Origin of the sequence: Streptococcus oralis SK610 (genome assembly GCF_000257455.1) — a bacterium.
Lineage (GTDB): Bacteria > Bacillota > Bacilli > Lactobacillales > Streptococcaceae > Streptococcus > Streptococcus oralis_CB.
The window spans coordinates 87,605-103,390 of the sequence record NZ_AJKQ01000006.1; the positions used below are offsets into that span (position 1 = coordinate 87,605).

23 protein-coding genes are annotated in these 15,786 nt (G+C 41.5%); all 23 read right to left on the bottom strand.

The window, feature by feature from the left end:
* Positions 1 to 491: 491 nt before the first annotated feature.
* The 23 genes from HMPREF1115_RS03960 to rplX all read right to left on the bottom strand — a co-directional run bounded on the left by HMPREF1115_RS03960 (position 492) and on the right by rplX (position 15,723).
* Entirely contained in the window at positions 492 to 905 is a 414-nt protein-coding gene (locus HMPREF1115_RS03960; RefSeq protein ID WP_000407101.1) for a YjdF family protein, read from the bottom strand.
* 172 nt (positions 906 to 1,077) lie between these two features.
* Positions 1,078 to 3,579 carry a leucine--tRNA ligase gene (gene leuS / locus HMPREF1115_RS03965; protein WP_000011776.1) on the bottom strand — a complete coding sequence of 834 codons (2,502 nt, stop codon included), beginning with the start codon at positions 3,577 to 3,579 and terminating at the stop codon, positions 1,078 to 1,080.
* A 157-nt stretch (positions 3,580 to 3,736) separates the two neighbouring features.
* The gene (locus HMPREF1115_RS03970) at positions 3,737 to 4,432 is read right to left on the bottom strand and encodes a histidine phosphatase family protein (RefSeq protein ID WP_000049284.1); all 696 of its coding nucleotides are present in this window, start codon (positions 4,430 to 4,432) and stop codon (positions 3,737 to 3,739) included.
* Positions 4,433 to 4,668: 236 nt separating this feature from the next.
* Positions 4,669 to 6,006, bottom strand: a complete 1,338-nt coding sequence (locus tag HMPREF1115_RS03975) for a PFL family protein (protein ID WP_000354875.1) — start codon at positions 6,004 to 6,006, stop codon at positions 4,669 to 4,671.
* Positions 6,007 to 6,015: 9 nt separating this feature from the next.
* Positions 6,016 to 6,282 carry an ACT domain-containing protein gene (locus HMPREF1115_RS03980; protein WP_000644111.1) on the bottom strand — a complete coding sequence of 89 codons (267 nt, stop codon included), beginning with the start codon at positions 6,280 to 6,282 and terminating at the stop codon, positions 6,016 to 6,018.
* A 262-nt stretch (positions 6,283 to 6,544) separates the two neighbouring features.
* On the bottom strand, positions 6,545 to 6,931 hold the full coding sequence (gene rplQ, locus HMPREF1115_RS03985) for a 50S ribosomal protein L17 (protein WP_000331493.1): 387 nt from the start codon (positions 6,929 to 6,931) through the stop codon (positions 6,545 to 6,547).
* An 11-nt stretch (positions 6,932 to 6,942) separates the two neighbouring features.
* On the bottom strand, positions 6,943 to 7,878 hold the full coding sequence (locus HMPREF1115_RS03990) for a DNA-directed RNA polymerase subunit alpha (RefSeq protein ID WP_000568993.1): 936 nt from the start codon (positions 7,876 to 7,878) through the stop codon (positions 6,943 to 6,945).
* Between the two features lie 42 nt (positions 7,879 to 7,920).
* Positions 7,921 to 8,304: a 30S ribosomal protein S11 gene (gene rpsK / locus HMPREF1115_RS03995; protein WP_001118385.1), complete on the bottom strand. Its 384-nt coding sequence runs from the start codon at positions 8,302 to 8,304 to the stop codon at positions 7,921 to 7,923.
* A 17-nt stretch (positions 8,305 to 8,321) separates the two neighbouring features.
* Positions 8,322 to 8,687, bottom strand: coding sequence for a 30S ribosomal protein S13 (gene rpsM / locus HMPREF1115_RS04000; RefSeq protein ID WP_000090781.1), 366 nt, complete (start codon positions 8,685 to 8,687; stop codon positions 8,322 to 8,324).
* A gap of 17 nt (positions 8,688 to 8,704) precedes the next feature.
* The gene (rpmJ, locus tag HMPREF1115_RS04005) at positions 8,705 to 8,821 is read right to left on the bottom strand and encodes a 50S ribosomal protein L36 (RefSeq protein ID WP_001808836.1); all 117 of its coding nucleotides are present in this window, start codon (positions 8,819 to 8,821) and stop codon (positions 8,705 to 8,707) included.
* 24 nt (positions 8,822 to 8,845) lie between these two features.
* The gene (gene infA, locus HMPREF1115_RS04010) at positions 8,846 to 9,064 is read right to left on the bottom strand and encodes a translation initiation factor IF-1 (RefSeq protein ID WP_001029883.1); all 219 of its coding nucleotides are present in this window, start codon (positions 9,062 to 9,064) and stop codon (positions 8,846 to 8,848) included.
* Between the two features lie 116 nt (positions 9,065 to 9,180).
* Positions 9,181 to 9,819: an adenylate kinase gene (locus HMPREF1115_RS04015; protein ID WP_001050433.1), complete on the bottom strand. Its 639-nt coding sequence runs from the start codon at positions 9,817 to 9,819 to the stop codon at positions 9,181 to 9,183.
* A 145-nt stretch (positions 9,820 to 9,964) separates the two neighbouring features.
* Positions 9,965 to 11,275, bottom strand: a complete 1,311-nt coding sequence (gene secY / locus HMPREF1115_RS04020; RefSeq protein WP_000465385.1) for a preprotein translocase subunit SecY — start codon at positions 11,273 to 11,275, stop codon at positions 9,965 to 9,967.
* Positions 11,276 to 11,287: 12 nt separating this feature from the next.
* A complete protein-coding gene (gene rplO, locus HMPREF1115_RS04025; RefSeq protein ID WP_000766089.1) occupies positions 11,288 to 11,728 on the bottom strand; it encodes a 50S ribosomal protein L15 in 441 nt (146 codons plus the stop codon).
* Between the two features lie 144 nt (positions 11,729 to 11,872).
* Entirely contained in the window at positions 11,873 to 12,055 is a 183-nt protein-coding gene (gene rpmD / locus HMPREF1115_RS04030) for a 50S ribosomal protein L30 (protein WP_000057241.1), read from the bottom strand.
* A 13-nt stretch (positions 12,056 to 12,068) separates the two neighbouring features.
* Positions 12,069 to 12,563: a 30S ribosomal protein S5 gene (gene rpsE, locus HMPREF1115_RS04035; protein WP_000874204.1), complete on the bottom strand. Its 495-nt coding sequence runs from the start codon at positions 12,561 to 12,563 to the stop codon at positions 12,069 to 12,071.
* Positions 12,564 to 12,580: 17 nt separating this feature from the next.
* Positions 12,581 to 12,937 (bottom strand): 50S ribosomal protein L18, encoded by a 357-nt coding sequence (gene rplR / locus HMPREF1115_RS04040; protein WP_000624044.1) that lies wholly within the window; start codon positions 12,935 to 12,937, stop codon positions 12,581 to 12,583.
* A gap of 83 nt (positions 12,938 to 13,020) precedes the next feature.
* Positions 13,021 to 13,557: a 50S ribosomal protein L6 gene (gene rplF / locus HMPREF1115_RS04045; protein WP_000086626.1), complete on the bottom strand. Its 537-nt coding sequence runs from the start codon at positions 13,555 to 13,557 to the stop codon at positions 13,021 to 13,023.
* Between the two features lie 62 nt (positions 13,558 to 13,619).
* A complete protein-coding gene (locus tag HMPREF1115_RS04050; RefSeq protein ID WP_000648250.1) occupies positions 13,620 to 13,799 on the bottom strand; it encodes a hypothetical protein in 180 nt (59 codons plus the stop codon).
* 166 nt (positions 13,800 to 13,965) lie between these two features.
* Positions 13,966 to 14,364, bottom strand: coding sequence for a 30S ribosomal protein S8 (gene rpsH / locus HMPREF1115_RS04055; RefSeq protein WP_000245504.1), 399 nt, complete (start codon positions 14,362 to 14,364; stop codon positions 13,966 to 13,968).
* A 284-nt stretch (positions 14,365 to 14,648) separates the two neighbouring features.
* The gene (locus tag HMPREF1115_RS04060; protein WP_001085697.1) at positions 14,649 to 14,834 is read right to left on the bottom strand and encodes a type Z 30S ribosomal protein S14; all 186 of its coding nucleotides are present in this window, start codon (positions 14,832 to 14,834) and stop codon (positions 14,649 to 14,651) included.
* A 17-nt stretch (positions 14,835 to 14,851) separates the two neighbouring features.
* Positions 14,852 to 15,394, bottom strand: coding sequence for a 50S ribosomal protein L5 (gene rplE, locus HMPREF1115_RS04065; protein WP_000013542.1), 543 nt, complete (start codon positions 15,392 to 15,394; stop codon positions 14,852 to 14,854).
* A 23-nt stretch (positions 15,395 to 15,417) separates the two neighbouring features.
* Positions 15,418 to 15,723 carry a 50S ribosomal protein L24 gene (gene rplX / locus HMPREF1115_RS04070; RefSeq protein WP_000497691.1) on the bottom strand — a complete coding sequence of 102 codons (306 nt, stop codon included), beginning with the start codon at positions 15,721 to 15,723 and terminating at the stop codon, positions 15,418 to 15,420.
* Between the last annotated feature and the right edge of the window lie 63 nt (positions 15,724 to 15,786).

Sequence of the window (15,786 nt, forward strand, 5' to 3'; positions counted from 1 at the left end):
TTTTCCTCCTCTTAACCACACTAGTTTAACAAAAAGAATGAAAGAAAAATCGACTTTTGAGATAAGCAGTTAAAATGAAAGGCCAAGTGGTAAAATAATGGGGGTTAAATTAAAGTAGAGCAGGCTCGTTTTTCTCCTATCGAATCACTAGAGGAAGTTTAAAATCACTTACAACCATACATTATATTTTTAAACATGCGCTATAAAAGAGGCATTTTATAGCATCCGGCAGAAAAATCCAGGAGTCAATAATATTGTTCTCGCTAAACCAAACAATAAAAAATGAATCAGAAATCATGGCACACACACCCTTCTAGTAAAATGAAAATGCTGAATGGGGCAGGATTAAATTTGAAGTAAGCAAGTATGGTCCTGAATTTGAAACTGCCATTAACGATAAGTCTATCTATTAGGAAAGAAATCTTCAATACAAGCAAAAACAGCTCTTGTTATCCAAGAAGAGCTGTTCTATTTTATGAAAGAGAGAGTCACTAGTGCCCTTTGTGCTTCTCTTTACGTTTTTGCTGTTTGCGTTCAAATTTCTCTTGCTTGAGCAATTGCTTTTGGAGACTAGACTGTTGTTTTGAATGCTTTTTTCGTTCCTCGTACTGCAACTGTAAGAGCTCTTGTGACTTAGAAGAAACTTTCTGCTTCACCTGTTTCTTTACAGCTCGCTGCAGACGCTTCGGATTCTTAATCTTCACATGCTGTTTGACTGTCGCCTCTGGACTAAAAGATAACCGAGCAAACTGAGTCTGTAAAAGTTTCAAAATTTCATCCTCTTTTGGTTCCTGACCAAATGTCACTCGACAAACTTGATAAGTTCCCTCATACTCTTGTTCAAACAATCCATGCCAAAATCCATCTTCAAAATAAACTGTCAAGCCAATTGAAACGATTTCCACGACAGCACCTCCTTAAATCTATCCCTAAGAATGGACAACCAAGGAGGAAGGTTACTGATAGGCTTGCCTACGTCTGGACTACCAACCAGAACTGTGTTTTTATCTTAGTTGGGACTATTATAGCATAATCCAATTTAAAAATCCTCCAGATTCTACTCTGAAGGATTCATTTTTATTTTACAACAATATTGACCAGTTTGTTAGGTACCGCAATCACTTTCACGATTTCCTTACCGTCAATCTCCGCTTTGAGTTTTTCGTCAGCGAGAGCAATTTCTTGTAATTCTTCGCGTGAAAGGTCCTTCGCGACCATGAGTTTGGCACGAACTTTTCCTTTAATTTGGACGACAATTTCGATTTCGTCTTCAACCAATTTGCTTTCGTCCCATGTTGGCCAAGCTACGTAAGAGATGGATTCACCTGTTGTAGCAACAGTTTGCCAGAGTTCTTCTGCCAAATGAGGTGCAAATGGGGCAATCAATTGGATAAAGCCTTTGGCATAGTCCACATAGAGTTTGTCTACCTTATTAGCAGCGTTGACAAAGACCATAAGTTGGGCAATGGCTGTGTTGAATTTCATGGATTCGATTTGCTCAGTGACAGATTTGACTGTTTCATTGTAGACCTTGTCAAGAGCACCATTATTTTCCGCGACAATTTCTTTACTTGTAATCAAACGGTAAACACGGTCAAGGAATTTACGGCTTCCTTCCAGACCTTCCTCAGACCAAGCGATGGAAGCGTCAAGTGGCCCCATGAACATTTCATAAACACGAAGGGTATCGGCACCATATTGTTCCACCACATCGTCTGGGTTAACAACGTTCTTGAGCGATTTAGACATCTTGGCTGGTGCTTGCTCCAACTCTTCTCCTGTTTCCACATGGAAGAAAGAACCGTCACGTTTTTCAACCTTATCAGTCGCTACAAGAGCTCCACGGTGGTCACGGTAGCTTGTTCCCAAAATCATTCCTTGGTTAAAGAGTTTTTGGAATGGTTCCTTAGTCGGAACAACACCGAGGTCATAGAGGAATTTGTGCCAGAAACGAGCGTAAAGCAAGTGAAGAACGGCATGCTCCGCACCACCTACGTAGATATCTACTGGCAACCATTGTTTGAGGAGGTCCTCATCAGCCAATTTCTCAGTATTGTGTGGATCGATATAGCGGAGGTAGTACCAACTTGAACCAGCCCATTGTGGCATGGTGTTGGTTTCACGACGACCTTTAACACCATCTTCACGCGTCACTTCAAGCCAGTCGGTCAAGTTAGCCAATGGGCTTTCCCCAGTACCTGAAGGGCGGATATCCTTGGTGACTGGCAAGACAAGTGGCAATTCACTTTCAGGAACAGCTGTTGAAGTCCCATCTTCCCAATGAATGATTGGGATTGGCTCACCCCAGTAACGTTGACGGCTAAAGAGCCAGTCGCGGAGACGGTAGGTAACCTTCTCTTGTCCACAACCTTTCTCTTCCAACCAAGCCACAATCTTAGCAATCGCTTCTTCTTTGTTCAGTCCATCTAGGAAGTCTGAATTGACATGAAGACCATCTTCAGTATAGGCAGCTTCTTCAACGTTACCACCTTCAAGCACTTCTACGATTGGAAGACCAAACTGTTTGGCAAATTCCCAGTCACGTTGGTCATGGGCAGGAACAGCCATAACAGCACCTGTTCCATAGCTCGCAAGAACATAGTCAGCGATCCAAATTGGGATTTCTTTGCCATTGACAGGGTTGATGGCATAAGCGCCCGTCCAAACCCCTGTTTTTTCCTTGGCAAGATCGGTACGAGCCAAGTCAGACTTGAGACTAGCTTGGTGTTTGTAGTCAGCTACTGCCTCAGCTTGCTCTGGACTTGTGATAGCATCTACCAAGTCATGCTCAGGAGCCAAGACTGTGAAGGTTGCACCGAAAAGAGTATCAGGACGAGTGGTAAAGACGGTAAATTCCTTGTCAGTCCCTTTCACTTTAAAGGTGACATTGGCACCAGTTGATTTCCCGATCCAGTTGCGTTGCATGTCCTTGATAGACTCTGGCCAATCCAACTCATCCAAGTCATTAAGCAAGCGCTCTGCATAGGCCGTGATTTTGAGCATCCATTGACGCATCGGTTTGCGGACAACGGGATAGCCCCCACGTTCAGAAGTTCCGTCAGGAAGTACTTCTTCATTAGCGATGGCTGTTCCCAACTCTTCAACCCAGTTTACTGGCACTTCCGCTTCATAAGCTAAGCCTTTTTCGTAAAGCTTAGTGAAAATCCATTGTGTCCACTTGTAGTAATTTGGATCTGTTGTGTTAACTTCACGCTCCCAGTCGTAAGAGAATCCAAGCGCATTGATTTGACGTTTGAAGTTAGCAATATTTTCCGCTGTAAATTCTGCCGGGTCATTTCCCGTATCCATAGCGTATTGCTCAGCTGGCAAACCAAAGGCATCCCATCCCATTGGGTGAAGGACGTTGTATCCTTGCGCACGTTTGTAACGGCTGAGGATATCGGTTGCTGTATAACCTTCTGGGTGTCCTACGTGCAATCCAGCTCCTGAAGGATATGGGAACATATCGAGAGCATAAAACTTCGGTTTTGATGCATCTGTTCCTGTCTTAAATGTATGATGTTCTGCCCAGTAGCCCTGCCACTTAGGCTCAATTTCTTTATGATTGTAAAAACTCATGGTCTCTCTCCAATTTTATGATGTTACTATTATACCATTTTTGGGGGAATTTGAAAGACGAGAAATGTTCTTTTAGACTGGGATAACAAGAAATACTGGGTCGCAAATCCAACTTATTTAACAGGAAAAAAAGTTAGCTCCTAATCGGAGCTAACTTCTATTGATTATTTGTCTCTTCCATCTTCTCACGTCCCAGTTCTCGATAGCTACGGTCGCCAACAACTTCTACACTAAACTGGCCATCCTCATATTCAAGGATGGTCACACTGCCATTATCCAGACCATGCGGATGCATCCCGTTGATCAGGTAAACAATGGTTCCAATGGTCATCCCGTGGCTGACAACAAGGGCATTCCCACCACCTTGCTCTTCCATTTCTTTGGCAATCGACTCAAAGCCTTCCTTGATTCGACCACTGAGTTTTTCCCAACCTTCAGCCCAGCCTGCAGTATCAACCTCAACTAGACCTTCTGCTAGCTCTGCATAGGACAACTGATGAACATGGTCTACATTGAAAATTCTCGGAATCAAGCCCATAAAGAGGTCCCCATCATAGGCCCCATCAAAACTACCAAAGCACCACTCACGGATTCGCTTGTCCATGCGGTAAGGGATTTTCCCCTGCAGGCCAAGTTCTTCTAGGATAATTCCCATGGTTTGAATAGTGCGACCTGAATCACTGGAATAAGCGCGGTCAAACTGCAAGCCAGACTCTCTCAAGCCAATTCCCAGTTCATGGATTCCCAACTCACCTTCTGCAGTCAGAGGTGTATCACTCCATCCTTGAGCACGTCCAATTGTGTTAAACATCGTTTTCCCATGACGGACCAAGTACAATCTTACTTTAGACATTTTCTATCCTCCATTTTCTTCTATTATATCATGGATCAAAGAAATATTTGGCTTTCAAAAGCGAAGCCAACATTTGTAAATTATCCAAAAGAAAAGCTACCCTCATGGTAGCTTCCCTAGGAGATTATTATGAAAAAGTTTAGGATTTCTATTAAATAAAGTTAGGAGGTCTTTATTTAATGATTATAGTATACACAGTCATCCTTAAACTCAACTTAAATCCTCTCGCTTTTTTATTAATTTTTAAAACTATGGATTGGAGCTGGGATTTGCCCACCGCGAGAAATGAAATCAACAGACGAAGCACCGTTGACCTTCATAACTGGAGCTGTCCCTAGCAAGCCACCAAACTCAATCATATCGCCTTCTTTGCCCTTTGGAATGATACGAACAGCCGTTGTTTTCATGTTAATAACACCGATTGCCGCCTCATCCGCAATCATAGCTGCAATGGTTTCAGCAGGCGTATCTTCTGGAATGGCAATCATATCCAGTCCAACAGAACAGATAGCTGTCATAGCCTCTAGTTTCTCTAAATTCAGAGAGCCATCTTGCACCGCAGCAATCATCCCCTCATCCTCAGAAACGGGGATAAAAGCACCTGACAAGCCACCGACTTGGTTACAAGCCATCACTCCGCCCTTCTTAACTTGGTCATTGAGCAAGGCAAGCGCTGCTGTTGTTCCATGGGTACCAACTGTTTCCAAGCCCATCTCCTCCAGTACTCGAGCCACTGAGTCTCCAACTGCAGGAGTTGGTGCCAAACTTAGGTCTACAATCCCAAAGTCAACACCAAGGCGTTCACTCGTCATTTGCCCAACCAGCTGACCGATACGAGTAATCTTGAAGGCTGTTTTCTTGACTGTTTCCGCTACTACATCAAAACTCTGACCACGAACTTTCTCCAAGGCGCGTTTGACAACACCAGGACCTGAAACACCAACATTGATGATGACATCTGCTTCACCGACACCATGGAAGGCCCCCGCCATAAAAGGATTGTCCTCAACAGCGTTAGCAAATACGACCAATTTGGCAGCACCCATATCTGATAAGTTCGCTGTTTCCTTGATGATACGTCCCATATCTGCAACTGCAGTCATGTTGATGCCTGACTTGGTTGAGCCAATATTGACAGACGAACAGACCTTGTCTGTCTCAGCTAGAGCACGAGGGATCGAATTGATGAGAATTTCATCTCCTTTTTGGTAGCCTTTTTGTACCAAAGCTGAGAATCCACCAATAAAGTCAACACCAATCTCCTTGGCAGCCTTATCAAGAGCCTTTGCCAAAACGACATAGTCAGTCGCATCAGTCGCAGCACCAATTAAAGAAATCGGAGTCACCGATACCCGTTTATTGACAATAGGAATCCCTAGTTCTGCAGCAATTTCGTCTCCTACAGCCACTAGATTTGCGGCTTTAGTGGTGATTTTTTGATAAATCTTTTCAGCAGCACGTTCAATATCTGGATCAATACAGTCCAAAAGGGAGATGCCCATGGTGATGGTTCTGATATCGAAGTTTTGCTCCTCGATCATGGCAATGGTTTCCGTAACTTGTCTAATATCCATAGCCACCTCCTAGATATTGTACATAGCATCAAAAATCGCTGCACTTTGAATATTGATTTTAACATTCAAGGTCTGACCGAACGTTTCAAACTCATTTCGCAGATAAGTGAAATCCTGTTTTTCATCACTAGAAACGACCGCCATCATGGTAAAGTATTCATCCAACACCGTCTGGGAAATATCGTCAATATTCAAACCCAACTCTGCAATCTTAGTAGACACGCCTGCAACGATCCCAGCCTTATCCTTACCAACCACTGTAATAATAGCCTTCATTCTTATACCCCATTTCTACGATTATTAGAAAACCTGAACGTTTTTGATTTTCTTTTTCCTTAGTATAGCATATTTCCGTAAAAAATACTAAAAAACGCCTGCTTACGAAGTTGTTCTTAAGAAAAAACAATTTCGTAAACAAGCGTCTACCCTATCAAATGATGATGAGTGTTCCCGCTAGGACCGAAGTCCCAGCGGTAGACCAGAGCTAGACTAAGAGCACAAGACTCCATCATCATAACACTCAACAAAATTGATGATTTTATACTAATTCGATGATCGCCATTGGCGCAGCATCACCACGACGTGGTTCAGTTTTAAGGATACGAGTGTATCCACCGTTACGTTCAGCATAACGAGGTGCGATTTCTGAGAACAATTTTTGAAGTGCTGTAGTAGAAGTGTACTTATCAGTTGCTTCATCATAGTTTTCAGATGCGATTTCATTACGTACAAAAGCAGCTGCTTGACGACGTGCATGCAAATCACCACGTTTACCTAGAGTAATCATTTTTTCAACAGTTTTACGGATTTCTTTAGCACGAGCTTCAGTTGTCACGATTGATTCGTTGATCAAAAGGTCAGTTGTCAAATCGCGAAGCATTGCTTTACGTTGTGAGCTAGTGCGTCCTAGTTTACGGTAAGCCATGTATTCCTCCTTTATTTATCTTTTAATCCAAGACCCAAATCAATGAGTTTGAGTTTCACTTCTTCCAAACTCTTGCGTCCAAGATTTCGTACTTTCATCATCTCTGCTTCAGATTTTTCTGTCAAATCATGCACAGTGTTGATACCGGCACGTTTCAAACAGTTGTATGAACGCACAGACAAGTCCAGTTCCTCAATCGTACGATCCAAAATACGATCGTCAGATTCAGTATCAGCTTCTTTCATCACTTCAGTTGACTTAGCAATCTCAGTAAGATTTGTAAACAAATCAAGATGTTCTGTCAAGATACGTGCTGAAAGCCCTAAAGCATCTTCAGGAATAATTGTTCCATTAGTCAAGATTTCAAGGGTTAATTTGTCAAATCCATCATTGCTACCTACACGAGCAGGTTCAACTTGATAGTTGACTTTTGTAACTGGTGTATAAATAGAATCTACAGCAAGTGTTCCAACTGGTGCATTATCTTTTTTGTTTTCATCAGCAGGTACATATCCACGACCACTGTTAACAGTCATTGTCGCTTTTAGAGAAGAACCTTCACCGATTGTAAAGAGATAATGATCTGGATTTACAATCTCAATATCACTGTCAGTCAAAATGTCTCCAGCTGTAATTTCAGCAGGACCTTCAACGTCAAGCTCAATGATTTTTTCGTCTTCAACGTATGATTTTACTGCAATCCCTTTAATGTTCAGAATGATTTGCATCACGTCTTCACGAACACCTGGAACTGTGTCGAACTCATGCAAGACACCTTCAATGTTGATAGATGTCACTGCTGCTCCTGGTAGAGAAGCTAGTAGTACACGACGAAGAGAGTTACCAAGAGTTGTACCGTAGCCACGTTCAAGTGGTTCGATTACAAACTTGCCATAATCTTTATTTTCATCAATTTTTGTTATATTTGGTTTTTCAAACTCAATCATTTAGTTACTCCCTCTTAAACGAAAAGCAGTGTAATGCGATGATTATACACGGCGACGTTTTGGAGGACGAGCACCATTGTGTGGCACTGGAGTCACATCACGAATTGCTGTTACTTCAAGACCAGCGGCAGCAAGCGCACGAATAGCTGACTCACGACCAGAACCTGGACCTTTTACAGTAACTTCAACTGATTTAAGACCGTGTTCTTGTGCAGATTTAGCAGCAGCTTCAGAAGCCATTTGAGCAGCGAATGGTGTAGATTTACGAGAACCTTTGAAACCAAGAGCACCAGCTGATGACCAAGCAATTGCATTACCATGCACATCAGTAATCATAACAATAGTGTTATTAAATGTAGCGTGAATATGAGCAATACCAGATTCGATATTCTTTTTCACACGACGTTTACGTGTTGGTTTAGCCAAGACTTTTACCTCCTATATTATTTTTTCTTACCAGCAATCGCAACAGCTTTACCTTTACGAGTGCGAGCGTTGTTTTTAGTGTTTTGTCCACGGACAGGAAGTCCACGACGGTGACGAATACCACGGTAAGAACCGATTTCCATCAAACGTTTGATGTTCAAGTTTACTTCACGACGAAGGTCACCTTCAACTTTGATTGCATCCACTTCACGACGAATAGCATCTTCTTGATCTGATGTAAGGTCACGTACACGAACATCTTCTGAGATTCCAGCAGCAGCCAAAATTTTCTTAGATGTTGCAAGTCCGATACCATAAACGTAAGTCAATGAGATTACTACGCGTTTGTCATTTGGAATGTCAACTCCAGCAATACGAGCCATGTTTTCTCCTTTCTATCTTATCCTTGACGTTGTTTGTGTTTTGGATTTGCTGGGCAAATTACCATAACACGACCATTACGACGAATTACTTTACAGTATTCGCAAATTGGTTTGACCGATGGTCTTACTTTCATTTCTTATCCCTCCAAGTTTTTCGATTATTTAAAGCGGTAAGTGATACGTCCACGTGTCAAGTCATATGGACTCATCTCGACAGTAACACGATCTCCCGCTAAAATACGAATATAGTTTTTACGAATTTTACCAGAAACTGTTGCTAAAATCTGATGTCCATTTTCAAGTTCAACCGTAAACATTGCGTTAGGCATTGTATCAACTACTTTGCCTTCAACTTCAATCACATCGTCTTTTGCCACGCAAAAGCACCTCCATAAATTTCGATTTGATGCCTCTAAACATAGAGACAACAATTATAAGTCAGACTATCTCAGTATAACATTTGTAGCGATTTTTTGCAAGTGTGAAAAACGCTTTATTTCAAATTTGTCAATACTTTTTCGATGTCTTTGAACACATCATTGATATCTTGATTTCCTTCGATATCGTGGACCAAACCTTTGGCACGGTAGTGAGCAATGATTGGTTCACCTTGAGCGATATTAACATCCAAACGACGCTTCACTGTCTCCGGTTTGTCATCTTCGCGTTGGTAGTAATCTTCTTCTTTGTAGTCAACTGGTGGGTTGAAAACTTTGTGGAAGGTTTCACCTGTTTCGCGGTGGATGATGCGGCCACTCAAACGTTCCAAGAGACAGTCTGGGTTCACTTCGATGTTGATCACACCTTCCAGTTCGATACCAAGTTCCGCCAATGTTTTGTCCAAGGCATGCGCTTGTTCAATCGTACGTGGGTAACCATCCAACAAGAAACCTGTTTCCTTGATGTCGTCCTGAGAAAGGCGTTCTTTAACAATTCCATTTGTAACTTCATCTGGAACCAACTCACCTTTGTCGATGTATGACTTGGCAAGTACACCCATTTCAGTTTGATTTGCCATAGCAGCACGGAACATATCTCCAGTTGAAATGTGTGCCACGTGGAATTGCTCCACAATTTTAGCTGCTTGCGTTCCCTTACCTGCTCCAGGTAAGCCCATAATCAAAAGATTCATGATAGGATCTCCTTATTTTGTATTTAAATAGACGCTGAAATCTCCTTCAACCCCTATTTAAAAACAAAATAGAAGAGGGGAGACGAAAATCTCTCTGATAGATAGACCTTCATACTCCACTCTCTAAGCAAAAGTATTTTTGCTTTTATTCTGTTTTGTCCATGAAACCAACATACTTACGTTTCAATAGGTAACCTTCAAGCTGTTTGATTCCTTCAATACCAGTTGAGATAATGATCAAAAGACTAGTTCCCCCAAAAGCAACAGCTTCTGAAAGACCAAAGACATCTTTTGCCACAATCGGCAAGATTGAAATCACACCAAGGAAGATTGATCCGACAGTCGCAAGGCGACGAAGAAGTTTCGACATGAACTCTTCAGTACCCTTACCAGGACGGACACCATGAATGTAGGCTCCACTCTTTTGCAAGTTTTCTGCTGCTTTCTCTGGATTGATCTGTACAAATGTATAGAAGAATGTAAAGAGAATAATTAACAAGGCATACATAGCAACACCTGTCGGAGATGTTGTAGATAACATTTCCTGTGCTGTCCGTACCCATGCCCAATCGTGACCTGTAGCACTCAAAAACTGAAGAATGGCTGCAGGTGCTGCTGTAATTGAACTTGCAAAGATAACTGGGATAACCCCCGCTGGGTTTACCTTCAATGGAAGGTATGAGCTTGATGGGGCTCCTTGAGCAACTTTTGTATATTGGATTGGAATTTTATATTCTGCCTGTTGAACAAAGGTTGTAAAGTAAACAATCAACAAGACAGCGATAATCAAAATAACGACAAAGATAATAGATGAAGTCAAACGGCTACTTGGAATATTGACGAAGTAGTCAACATAAATGCCTTTAATCATCTCAGGAATTGAAGCAACAATACCTGCAAAGATAATCATAGAAACACCGTTTCCGTATCCTTTATCTGTAATTTGTTCCCCGAGCCAAGTTACAATCATACTACCTGCTGTAAGGATAATACCGATAGTAACAAAAACTTGTGGAGTTAAAGCTGTCGTTAATAATTTCGCTCCAGATAGAGTATTAAATCCTGCTGTAATCCCGATAGATTGAACAAATGCAAGCACAAGTGCAATATAACGAGTAGCTTGGTTTAGTTTTCTCCGTCCTACTTCCCCTTGTTTGCCCCATTCTACAAACTTCGGTAAAATATCCATTTGTAGCAATTGAACAACGATTGAAGCAGTGATATACGGACTTACTCCGAGTGCAAAAACGGAGAAGTTCTTCATGGCATTCCCTGAAACAAGACTAAGCATGTTCAAGAAAGATAAACCGCTGAGAGCTTCTAAACTTTTTGCATTCACACCTGGAACAGTGATACTTGTCCCAATACGGAAAACAAGAATGATAAAAATTGTAAAGAGAATTTTTGATCGAACTTGTTTAACCTTGAGCGCTTCTTTTAGTAATTTAAAAAACATGGGTCACCTCTCTTAGATGACTTCTACAGAACCACCTTTAGCAGTGATAGCTTCCTCAGCTGATTTAGAGAATTTAGCTGCTTTCACAGTCAATTTCTTAGTCAACTCACCGTTACCAAGAATTTTAACTCCTGATTTTTCAGCTTTCACAATTCCTGCTTCGATAAGCACAACTGGAGTTACTTCTGCACCGTCTTCAAAGACGTTCAATTGGTCAAGGTTTACAATTGCGTATTCTTTAGCGTTGATGTTAGTGAATCCACGTTTTGGAAGACGACGGAACAATGGAGTTTGTCCTCCTTCAAAACCAAGGCGAACTCCGCCACCGCTACGAGCTTTTTGACCTTTTTGACCGCGACCAGATGTTTTACCGTTACCTGATGAAGTACCACGACCAACACGGTTACGTACTTTACGAGAACCTTCTGCAGGTTTCAATTCATGAAGTTTCATTATTATTTTCTCCTCTTTTGTAAAATGCTAGCGCCGATAAGAGAGAAAAGGTTGTCTCCCTTATCAACTCGCCTATACATCGTCATCTAAGATGACTATACCTAGTTTTAGGGGATGAGTATTGCCACATCCCCTAAAAATTCATTAGTTTACTTCTTCAACTGTTACCAAGTGAGATACTGCAGTGATCATACCACGGATAGCTGCGTTGTCTTCTTTGATAACAGAGCTGTTCAATTTGCCAAGTCCAAGTGCTACAACAGTTTTACGTTGTGATGGAATGCGTCCGATTGGAGACTTAGTCAAAGTAATTTTAATTTGAGCCATTTTATCCCCTTTCTTATGCCAAATCAGAAACTGAGATACCACGAAGGGCAGCAACTTCTTCAGCGCGTTTCAATTGTTTCAAACCTTCAACAGTTGCGCGAACAATGTTGATTGGAGTGTTAGAACCAAGTGATTTAGATGTAATATCTGCCACACCTGCCAATTCCACAACGGCACGAACTGCACCACCAGCGGCAACCCCAGAACCTTCTACAGCAGGTTTCAACAATACTTTAGCTCCACCGAATTCTGAAAGAACTTCGTGTGGGATTGTTGTTCCAACCATAGGAACTTCAATCAAGTTTTTCTTAGCATCTTCTACTGCTTTGCGGATTGCTTCTGGAACTTCTTGAGCTTTACCAGTACCAAATCCTACGCGACCGTTGTGGTCACCAACAACAACAAGAGCTGCGAAACGAAGACGACGTCCACCTTTAACAACTTTTGTAACACGGTTGACAGCAACTACGCGTTCTTCTAATTCAACTGCATTGTCTTTAAATGCCATTTTCTAGTGTCCTCCTATTAGAATTTCAATCCGTTTTCACGAGCTGCATCAGCCAAAGCTTTCACACGTCCGTGATATAGATATCCACCGCGGTCGAACACCACTTCTGAAATACCTTTAGCGTTTGCACGTTCTGCAACGAGTTTACCGACAGCAACGGCTTGTTCAGTTTTAGTTCCTTTTGAAACTTCTTTGTCAAGAGTTGAAGCACTTGCGAGCGTTACACCCGCTACGTCATCAATCACTTGAGCGTAGATGCCTGTATTAGAACGGAATACGTTCAAACGTGGGCGATCAGCAGTTCCAGAGAGTTTTCCGCGAACGCGACGGTGGCGTTTTTGGCGGAGTTTGTTTTTATCTGGTTTAGAAATCACAGTTTTCACCTCTTTAGTTTTAAATCGTGTGCTATGCACTAAGTTGGAAAATAGGTTGGTGGTTAAAAATCAACCACTCAACATTATTTACCTGTTTTACCTTCTTTACGGCGAACGAATTCACCAACGTAACGGATACCTTTACCTTTATATGGTTCTGGTGAACGAAGGCTACGTACGTAAGCAGCTGTTTGACCAACTACTTCTTTTGAAATTCCGCTAACAACGATTGTTGTTGGGTTTGGAAGTTCAAAAGTAATTCCTTCTGGAGCTTCAACTTCGTCTGGATGAGATTTACCAACAGCCAAAACAAGTTTAGATCCTTGAAGTTGTGCACGGTAACCAACCCCGCGCATTTCAAGTTCTTTCTTGAATCCTTCTGATACACCAACAACCATGTTGTTCAAAAGGGCACGAGTGGTTCCGTGGATTGTTTTCATTTCTTTTGAATCGTTTGGACGGTGAAGAGTTACTTCAGTACCTTCCACACGAATTTCAATATCTTTTGAGAACTCACGAGTAAGTTCTCCTTTAGGTCCTTTTACAGTTACAACGTTGTCATTGTTAGTGATTTCAACACCAGCAGGCAACACGATAACTTTATTACCAATACGTGACATGTTTATTTTCTCCTGTTAAATTGTCAGGCCAGAACGGCCAGTTTTCACGGGGGGCATTCGGATTAGAGCAAACCTAGTTTCTTTCGAAAAGCTTTGACAAACTCCTGATATTCTGTCAATACATCAATAGCCGCAGGACTATAACCAATTTCACATAAAAGAGATACAAGGTCATCTTTTGACAATTCAGCCAAAGCGTCTTCTGCAACAATAAGTTTTTCATTCAATTCAGTAGCTTTCATCTTTTTCTCCTAAACTAATTTACTCTCTATTTAGCTGATCAGTAAATCAGCTAAATTGAACACGAGCTATGGTCTGTGTGAAAAAGACAAATCTTCCTAGAGTGTTAACACTCTTTGTCAGATTTCCTATTTTCACATTGCCCATGACGCTCTTTGTATCTTGATTTTACCAAACGTAAGCGATAACTTCTCCACCAACGTTCTTTTGGCGAGCTTCTTTATCAGTAAGCAAACCTTCAGAAGTTGAAAGGATAGCAATTCCAAGTCCGTTAAGAACTTTTGGAAGATCTTCACGTTTTTTGTAGACACGAAGTCCTGGTTTAGAAACACGTTTCAAGTTAGTGATAACTTTTTCACCGTTTGGTCCGTATTTAAGGAATACACGGATGATGCCTTGTTTGTCATCTTCGATGATTTCTACGTTCTTAACAAAACCTTCGCGTTTAAGGATTTCAGCAATCCCTTTTTTGATGTTTGATGCAGGTACTTCAAGTACTTCGTGTTTCGCTTGGTTAGCGTTACGAATACGAGTTAGGAAGTCTGCGATTGGGTCAGTCATAACCATTTTGTTTTTCTCCTCTTACTAGTAGTTTGCAAGTTGCACTTGCTAGTTAATACATGATACAAAGAGCGTAACAGCTAGAGCAAAAATAGGCAATTTGATGCAGGAGCGATGCTCCAAAGCAAATTGGTCTTTTTTGCCAAAGCTGTAGCTCGTGTTCAAATTGGCAAAGCCAACTGAACCCGGGCTAAACTCGGTGTGAAAAAGATAACCTTTCCTAGAAACTTCAGTTTCTTCGTCAAGGTTCCTATTTTCACTTAGAGTTTTGACGCCCTTGATATCTTAAATTACCAAGATGCTTTTGTTACACCAGGAATTTGTCCTTTGTAAGCTAATTCACGGAAGCAAACACGGCAAAGTTTAAATTTGCGGTAAACTGAATGTGGACGACCACATTTTTCACAACGAGTATAAGCTTGAGTAGAGAACTTCGCTGGACGTTTGTTCTTAGCAATCATTGATTTTTTAGCCATTAGATTTACCTCCTATATTATTTTGCAAAAGGCATTCCAAGGCCTGTAAGCAATGCACGTGACTCTTCGTCAGTGTTAGCAGTTGTTACGATAACGATGTCAAGACCACGAGTTTTGTCGACGTCATCGAAGTTAATTTCTGGGAAGATCAATTGTTCTTTCACACCAAGAGTGTAGTTTCCGCGTCCATCAAATGATTTTGTTGGAACACCGTGGAAGTCACGCACACGTGGAAGTGAAACTGAAACCAATTTGTCCAAGAATTCGTACATACGTTCACCACGAAGGGTAACTTTTGCACCAATCGCTACACCTTCACGAAGACGGAAGCCGGCGATTGATTTTTTAGCTTTAGTGATAAGTGGTTTTTGACCTGAGATAAGTGCCAATTCTTCAGCAGCTTTTTCAAGGCTTTTAGCGTTTGATACAGCTTCACCAACACCCATGTTCAAAACGATCTTATCTACTTTAGGCACAGCCATCACTGATGAGTAGTTGAATTGTTCTGTCAAAGCAGGAACTACTTCATTAAGATATTTTTCTTTTAAACGATTTGCCATTATACTTCTCCTTTCCTTCGTGATTAATCAAGCACTTCGCCTGATTTTTTGTTGTAGCGAACTTTTTTACCGTCTACAAATTTGTAACCAACACGACCAGCTACACCATTTTTGTCCAAAACTTGAACGTTTGATACGTGGATAGCTGCTTCTTTCTCGATGATACCACCTTGAGGAAGCTCGTTAGTTGGACGTTGGTGTTTCTTAACGATGTTAACACCTTCAACGATAACTTTGTTTACTTTTGGAAGGGCAGTAAGGACAACAGCTTCTGTTCCCTTATCTTTACCAGCGATTACGCGAACTTTGTCGCCTTTTTTTACAAACATTAGGTTTCTCCTTGATTTTTCTTACGCCCATAAGGGCACCCTAGCATTAAGCTAGGGGACTAG